General features: G+C 32.5%; 7 protein-coding genes. 6 read left to right on the top strand and 1 reads right to left on the bottom strand.

Annotation, left to right across the window (positions count from 1 at the left end; translation table 11 throughout):
* Positions 1-68 precede the first annotated feature (68 nt).
* Entirely contained in the window at positions 69-227 is a 159-nt protein-coding gene (rd, locus tag AB9Q04_RS06865) for a rubredoxin (RefSeq protein WP_101540267.1), read from the bottom strand.
* Positions 228-355: 128 nt separating this feature from the next.
* On the opposite strand from rd, the gene AB9Q04_RS06870 reads away from it, so the two are divergent.
* The 6 genes from AB9Q04_RS06870 to AB9Q04_RS06895 all read left to right on the top strand — a co-directional run bounded on the left by AB9Q04_RS06870 (position 356) and on the right by AB9Q04_RS06895 (position 7,160).
* The gene (locus tag AB9Q04_RS06870) at positions 356-736 is read left to right on the top strand and encodes an ATP-binding protein (protein ID WP_410024598.1); all 381 of its coding nucleotides are present in this window, start codon (positions 356-358) and stop codon (positions 734-736) included.
* A 122-nt stretch (positions 737-858) separates the two neighbouring features.
* Entirely contained in the window at positions 859-2,679 is a 1,821-nt protein-coding gene (gene typA / locus AB9Q04_RS06875; protein WP_410024599.1) for a translational GTPase TypA, read from the top strand.
* A 9-nt stretch (positions 2,680-2,688) separates the two neighbouring features.
* Positions 2,689-3,351 (top strand): hypothetical protein, encoded by a 663-nt coding sequence (locus AB9Q04_RS06880; RefSeq protein ID WP_410024600.1) that lies wholly within the window; start codon positions 2,689-2,691, stop codon positions 3,349-3,351.
* The gene (locus AB9Q04_RS06885) at positions 3,344-3,982 is read left to right on the top strand and encodes a redox-sensing transcriptional repressor Rex (RefSeq protein ID WP_410024601.1); all 639 of its coding nucleotides are present in this window, start codon (positions 3,344-3,346) and stop codon (positions 3,980-3,982) included. The genes AB9Q04_RS06880 and AB9Q04_RS06885 overlap by 8 nt, the downstream gene beginning before the upstream one ends.
* Positions 3,983-3,984: 2 nt before the next feature.
* Complete coding sequence (abc-f, locus tag AB9Q04_RS06890) at positions 3,985-5,910, top strand: ribosomal protection-like ABC-F family protein (RefSeq protein WP_410024602.1); 1,926 nt, start codon at positions 3,985-3,987, stop codon at positions 5,908-5,910.
* A gap of 20 nt (positions 5,911-5,930) precedes the next feature.
* Positions 5,931-7,160, top strand: a complete 1,230-nt coding sequence (locus AB9Q04_RS06895; RefSeq protein WP_410024603.1) for an AI-2E family transporter — start codon at positions 5,931-5,933, stop codon at positions 7,158-7,160.
* Positions 7,161-7,200: the final 40 nt, after the last annotated feature.

A 7,200-nucleotide genomic window follows, 5' to 3' on the forward strand; every position in this document is an offset into this window, starting at 1 on the left:
GGGGCTTATTTTTTTATTAAAAAATGTAAAACAAAAAGAGGCTTAAGAAAGCCTCTATCATTTTAATATTATTCTTGTGGTTCGAACATATCTTTGCCTACTCCACAAATTGGGCAAACCCAATCTTCTGGAAGTTGGTCAAATTCTGTACCAGCTTCGATTCCGTTATCAACATCTCCTTCAGCTGGATCATAAATGTATCCACATGCTGTACATACGTATTTCATACCAATGTCTCCTTTCATTGTTATTACATTTATATTATACCACTTTTTGCAACTTTTAATACATATTTTATTATGAGGATAAAAATTTTTCTCTTTGGGTATAAAATTACTAGCTTAAGGAGTGTATTATGGAGATTATCAGAAATCTCATACATAGTGACCTGGCCCTTATAAAAGAATTTAGAGATGAGACCTTAGATTTTTTAAAAGATTCATCCTATGATGATGATGTTATCTTTAAAATAAGGCTAATTTTAGATGAGCTAATTACAAATTCTTATAAGCATGGCAATCAAAAAAATTATGAAAAAATGATTGATATTATAATGCTTTTAGACAGGGACTATTGTATGATAAAAGTAAAAGATGAAGGTGAAGGAATAAACTATACCAAAGAAGGTGATATGCTAGCAGACCACGGTAGGGGTATAAAGCTTGTATATAACTTAGCCGACAATTTAATAGTGCAAGATAATACTATTTCAGCTTTTTTACTTTTGGATAAATGAAAAGTTAGTTATAACACCTAGACATCTTTTTTAGCTAGGTGTTTTTTTATTATATTTATTGATAATATATCCACAATCGATATAATATATTGATAGAAATTATAAGTTTGAAAGAAGGAATTATGAAAAGAGACGATGTAAGAAATGTAGCCATTATTGCCCACGTTGACCACGGTAAAACTACCCTAGTAGATGGACTTTTAAGAAGTTCTGGAACATTTAGGGATAACCAAGAGGTTAATGAGAGAGTAATGGACTCAAACAGTATTGAAAAAGAAAGAGGAATTACAATTCTTTCAAAAAATACTGCTATCCACTACAAAGATACAAAAATAAATATTATAGACACCCCAGGCCACGCGGACTTTGGTGGCGAAGTAGAACGTGTTTTAAATATGGCTGAGTCTGTAGTTTTAGTTGTAGATAGCCACGAAGGACCTATGCCACAAACAAAATTTGTTTTAAGAAAGGCAATTGAACTTGGCCTACCAGCTATTATTTGTATAAATAAAGTTGATAGACCAGATCAAAGAATTGATGAAGCAGAAGATGAAGTCCTAGATTTATTTATCTCCCTTGATGCAGATGAATCTTATCTAGAAAGTCCATTTATATACGCATCAGCTAAAAATGGCTGGGCATCCTTAGAAAAAGGTGTTGTAAAAAACGATATGGCAGATTTACTTGATACAATTATTGATTACACACCGGCCTTTGAAGCAGATGAAAATGCTCCATTTAAGGTTTTAGTTTCAACAACTGACTACAACTCATTTTTAGGCTCTATTGCTATTGGTAAGGTTGAACAAGGTGTTATAAAGAAAAATGCCAATGCGGTAATTACCAACTACAATGAAGAAGATCGCCATCAAAAATCAAAGATTGTCACAATTTATGAGTTTGACGGCCTAGAAAGAGTAGAAGTAGAAGAAGCAAAATTTGGATCAATAGTAGCCCTATCTGGAATGGAAGATATTTCTATTGGGGATACTATAGGTACAGAAGAAGATAGCGAGCCAATAGAGTTTACAAAAATATCTGAACCAACCCTTTCTATGACTTTTTCAGTAAATGACTCACCTTTTGCAGGTCGTGACGGTAAATTTGTAACCAGCCGTCACTTAAGAGAAAGATTATTTAAAGAAAAAGAAACTGATGTTTCGCTAAAAGTAGAAAACACTGATTCCACTGAAAGCTTTAAAGTTTCAGGACGTGGGGAACTTCACCTATCAGTTTTAATTGAAAATCTAAGACGTGAGGGCTACGAATTCCAAGTTTCTAAACCAGAAGTGATGTTTAAAGAAATTGATGGAAAGAGAAATGAGCCGATAGAAATAGCAACAATTGATGTTGACCAAGAATACACAGGGTCAGTTATAGAAAAGTTAGGTCGCAGAAAAGGTGAGCTAATTGATATGACCCCAACCTCATCAGGCTATACAAGAATGGTATTTAGAATCCCAGCTCGTGGTTTAATTGGTTATAGGACAGAATTTTTAACAGATACAAAAGGAACTGGTATTTTAAACTCAGAATTTGAAGAATATGCTCCATATAAGGGAGATATCGAAACCCGCCAAGACGGATCGCTTATTGCAAGTGAACAAGGAATTGCCAGAGCATACGGACTAAACTCTGCTCAATCACGTGGACTTTTATTTATAGAAGCAGGAGATGAAGTTTACGAGGGTGAAGTAGTAGGTATGAATGCCAAAGGCTTAGATATAGATGTAAATGTCTGCAAAACCAAGAAATTAACCAATACTCGTGCTTCAGGATCAGATGATGCAATTGTATTAACTCCTCCAAAGAAAATGAGTGTGGAAGAGATGATGGAATTTGTAGAAGATGATGAACTTATAGAAGTAACTCCAAATAATTTAAGAATTAGAAAAAGAATCCTAGATAGTAATCTAAGATATAAGTCAAAGAAAAATAAATAAGAGGTTCTTATGGATAGAAGGTTTGAAAGAACGCTTAGCCAAATCTTAAGTGTTGTAGTTCTGCTAGTTTTTTTAATAACTATAATATCAGCAAATTTTAATATATGGCTAATTAGCTACATTTGGTCAGCAGGATTTATTCTAGCATGGATTTTGATGCTTATTTTTGGGCTCCATGTCCTATTTCAAAAAAAATCTTATGGTATGTCTATATTTGTAGCAATCATTACAGCCCTTGCCTTTACTTTTTTAAGTGTGCCTGCAATCCTAGTTTTAGCTAGGTTTATACCAGGCCTTCCTGTTGGTCTTAATTTTAATAATCAATTTTTAAATGCAAATAGCCAACTTCTAACCTATAGCTTACTTATAGCAACTTACTTTTTTCATGTGCTAAACTCTATTAAACTTAAAAGCAAAAATGAAGAGTATTTAACTTATGAGCCTCAGTATGCTAATCATTATGATGAAGTTAATGAAAATTTAGAAATTAACGAAAATTTGCATAATGATAGTGAAGTTGAGTATAATATAACAAAGGACACAGAAGAAAAGATAGTCTTTGAAGCAGATGATAGTAAAGATTCTACTTATAGCACTCAAGAGGTAACTATTGTAGAGGACTTAACAGATGAAGATTTAGATTTTATGAAAGATGAGGAGAACAATGGCTAAAGACAATGGAGTATCATTATCGGTTATAAAAAGATTGCCGAAATATTATAGGTATCTAGAAAGTATAAATGATCGCGGGATAGTAAGGGTATCATCCAAAGAATTATCAGAAATTACAGGGCTTACTGCAAGTCAAATCAGACAAGATCTTAACCACTATGGTTGTTTTGGCCAACAAGGTTATGGTTATAATGTCCGTGAGCTTATGGATGAACTTTCAAAAATAATTGGTGTAGATAAAAAATATAAAATGGTATTAGTAGGTTTTGGTAATATCGGCCATGCCCTTTACCAATACAAATCATTTAAAGATTTAGGCTATCACATTGATGCAGTTTTTGACCTAGAAGCTCGCAAATCTAACGGAAATGATCCAGAAATCTTAGATATAGAAAAACTTCCACAATACTTAAAAGATAATAAAGTTGATATAGGCATTATCTCAACTCCAAAAGATGCCAGCCAAGAAGTATGCGATATTCTTTGTGAGGGCAAGGTATCTGGTATATGGAACTTCTCACCAGTAGATATAAAAACAAAAAATGATGTAGTACTAGAAAATGTCCACCTTGATGAGTCATTATTTACCTTGACATACTTCATCAACTCCCCAGAGGACTTTAATTTTTAAAAATGAATATATTTACAGCAAGCAATTTAAGTAAATCATATCCAACCAAGGATATATTTGCAAATGTTAGTTTTAAGATTGAAAAGGGTGATAAAGTTGGTCTCATTGGAGTAAATGGGGCCGGCAAATCCACCCTTTTTAAAATTCTCATGGGAGAAAATCAAAAAGATAGTGGAGAAGTCTACATACCAAATAATGTCAAGGTAGGGTATTTAGAACAAATACTAAGTATAGATTATAGTATCAGTATCTATGACTACTGCATGGGTGTTTTTGATAATATAATCGAATTAGAAAAAAATTTAAGAAAAATAGAGCAAAAATTAGCAGATCCATCTATAAATCCAGAAGATATGGAAAATCTTTTAGCAGAGCATACCAGACTTTTTGAAAAATTTGAAGAAAAAAATGGTTATGCTATAAAATCAGAGCTAGAAGGTACATTAAAGGCCATGGGCTTTAGCGAAAAAGACTTTGATAAAGATATTACAACTCTTTCTGGGGGACAAAAGGCAAGAGTTGAGCTAGCTTATTTACTTTTAGAAAAACCAGATTTAATTTTATTAGATGAGCCAACCAATCACCTAGATATAAATGCTATTAGATTTTTAGAAAACTTTATCAAAAACTATAATGGATCAGTAATAGTAATCTCCCACGATAGGTATTTTTTAGATAATACAGTAAATAGGATATTTCTTTTAGAAAATGGTGGGCTTACAAGCTATGATGGAGACTACACGAGCTTTGTAAAAAAACGTAAAAAAGAGCTCCAAGTGCGCATGCACCAGTATAAAAACCAGCAAAAAGAAATAGACCGCCAAGAAGAAATTATTGATCGCCTTAAAAACCAAGGAGGTTCTAAAAGGAAAAGAGGTATTTCTCAATCCCGTTCACGTCAAAAGCTATTAGATAAGATGGAAAAAATAGAAATGCCTGAAACCATTCAAAACTCTATGAAGCTAAAATTTACCCCGCGCATCCAAAGTGGGGAAGATGTACTAAAAGTAGATAAATTAGAAAAATCTTTTGAAGATAAGGAAATATTTAAAAACATCTCCTTTAATCTTTATAGAAACGAGCGAACAGCTATAATTGGAGAAAATGGAGTTGGAAAAACAACCCTATTTAAGATAATCATGGGTGAAGAAATGCCATCTAGTGGCAAGGTAAAAATAGGCCAAAGTGTAAATATCGGCTACTTTGATCAAGAACAGAAATCACTAACCTTAGAAAATACTATTTTTGAAGAAATAAGAGAAACCTATCCTATGATGACAAATTTTGAGATAAGATCATATCTTGCAAAATTTATGTTTTATGGAGATGATGTAGATAGAGAGATTGCGGAACTTTCTGGTGGAGAGCGCGCTAGGATATCGCTTTTAAAATTAATGCTCTCAGATACCAACTTTATATTAATGGATGAGCCGACCAACCACCTAGATATTGACTCTAAAGAAATTTTAGAAGATGCCATTCTAGATTATGAGGGTACCATGCTAATTATTAGCCACGACAGATATTTTTTAAATAAGATAGCCGTTAAAATCTTAGATATGAAAGCTGATGGCATAGATGAGTATTTGGGTAACTACACTTATTATGAAAACAAACAAAAAGAGCTAAATGAAACTAGCGAAAAAGCTCCAACTATTAGCAAGACCCAGTTGGTAAAAGAAAAGAAAAAGCAAAATCTTAAGAAAAATGAAATAAAAAAAATAAAAAATGATATTAGAGATGCTGAAAATCAAATAGAGGCTATAGATAATGAAATAGATGAGCTAACTGCTTTGACCCTAGCTAGTGACTTTTACTCTGATCAAGAGAATGTAGTAGAGACCTTTGCTCGTATCAAAGAACTTGAAAATAAAAAAGAAAAACTTGATGAAAAATGGTTAGAGCTTAGCATGAGCCTTGAAGAATAGTATCATTGCGAGGAAAATAAATGAAAAAAAGAGAAAGAAATGAATTAGACCAGAAATCAAAAAATAATTTAAAAGTAGGACTTATCTTACTTTTTACATTTTTTGCTGTTTGGTATATAGAGCCTATTGGTAATTTTTTATTAGCAATCTATGCAGTTTTAAGACCTATTATCTTAGGTTTTGCCATAGCCTTTGTAATAAACTTACCTATGAGTTTTTTTCAAGAAAAAGTTTTTGGAAAGATAATCAATCCTTTAAAACACCGAAAAGTAGTAGTAGCCCTGTCGCTTATTGTAAGCTGGCTAGTGTTTTTTGCAGGGATTACTATACTTTTAGTTGTAGTTATCCCAGAGGTAATAAACGCTGTTCAAGCTGGTATTACTAACCTGCCAGTATTTTTGGATTCACTTTTAGAATATACTGAAAAATTCCCAGCAGTTCATAAGCAAGCACTGGAGCTAAATGATTACTTAAATAGTATGGATGTTACAAAAATATCAGATGCAGTTACTTCTTATATTAGTGGCGATAGTTCAGATTTACTAAATAGAGCCCAAAGCATACTATCTTCAGTTGGATCAGGGCTAATTGCTGTTGCAATGGGTTTTGTATTTTCAATTTATGTTAGTGTAAATAAAAAAAGCTTAAGGCAAAATGCTAATAAAATTTTATACGCTAACTTTTCTGAAGATAAGGCTGACCACATCAACTATATATTTAAATTAACCTATGATTCATTCTCCAAATTTTTGAACTCAAAACTTTTATCAAGTGTATTATTAGGGATATTTAACTTTATAGGTATGAAGATACTAAGAATGCCTTATGCTGGAATGATTTCAATCCTTGTTGGAGCCTTGGATATAGTTCCTTATTTTGGAGCGATAACAGCTGGGGCCTTTGGTATGATTTTAATTTTTATACAATCGCCTATCCAATCCTTAGTTTATTTAGTATTTTTAATATTACTACAGCAAGTCCAAGAAAATATTGTTTACCCTCTATTTGTTGGCAAGAACTCAGGACTTCCTGCAATTTGGATATTTTTATCTGTATTTTTAGGGGGTAGATTATTTGGTATCTTAGGTATGATTTTATTTATGCCTTTGGCTACTGTTATCTACACCCTAGTGGAAGATAGGACCCATATTAAATTAAAAGAGAGAAATATGGACAGAATTACAGTTGCTGAAAAATCCAATCAAACTATTGAGGAATTAAGGGAAAAGGAAATAGAAAGACTCACTTAAAAAAAGCCCATTTTGAGCTGAACCCGTAAACACGGAATAA

The organism is Anaerococcus groningensis (genome assembly GCF_046365465.1).
GTDB lineage: Bacteria > Bacillota > Clostridia > Tissierellales > Peptoniphilaceae > Anaerococcus > Anaerococcus groningensis.

What these genes read in the sequence shown, in the direction of transcription:
- rd (WP_101540267.1), bottom strand. Translation starts at nt 227, where the DNA reads ATGAAATACGTATGTACAGCATGTGGATACATTTATGATCCAGCTGAA.
- AB9Q04_RS06870 (WP_410024598.1), top strand. Translation starts at nt 356, where the DNA reads ATGGAGATTATCAGAAATCTCATACATAGTGACCTGGCCCTTATAAAA.
- typA (WP_410024599.1), top strand. Translation starts at nt 859, where the DNA reads ATGAAAAGAGACGATGTAAGAAATGTAGCCATTATTGCCCACGTTGAC.
- AB9Q04_RS06880 (WP_410024600.1), top strand. Translation starts at nt 2,689, where the DNA reads ATGGATAGAAGGTTTGAAAGAACGCTTAGCCAAATCTTAAGTGTTGTA.
- AB9Q04_RS06885 (WP_410024601.1), top strand. Translation starts at nt 3,344, where the DNA reads ATGGCTAAAGACAATGGAGTATCATTATCGGTTATAAAAAGATTGCCG.
- abc-f (WP_410024602.1), top strand. Translation starts at nt 3,985, where the DNA reads ATGAATATATTTACAGCAAGCAATTTAAGTAAATCATATCCAACCAAG.
- AB9Q04_RS06895 (WP_410024603.1), top strand. Translation starts at nt 5,931, where the DNA reads ATGAAAAAAAGAGAAAGAAATGAATTAGACCAGAAATCAAAAAATAAT.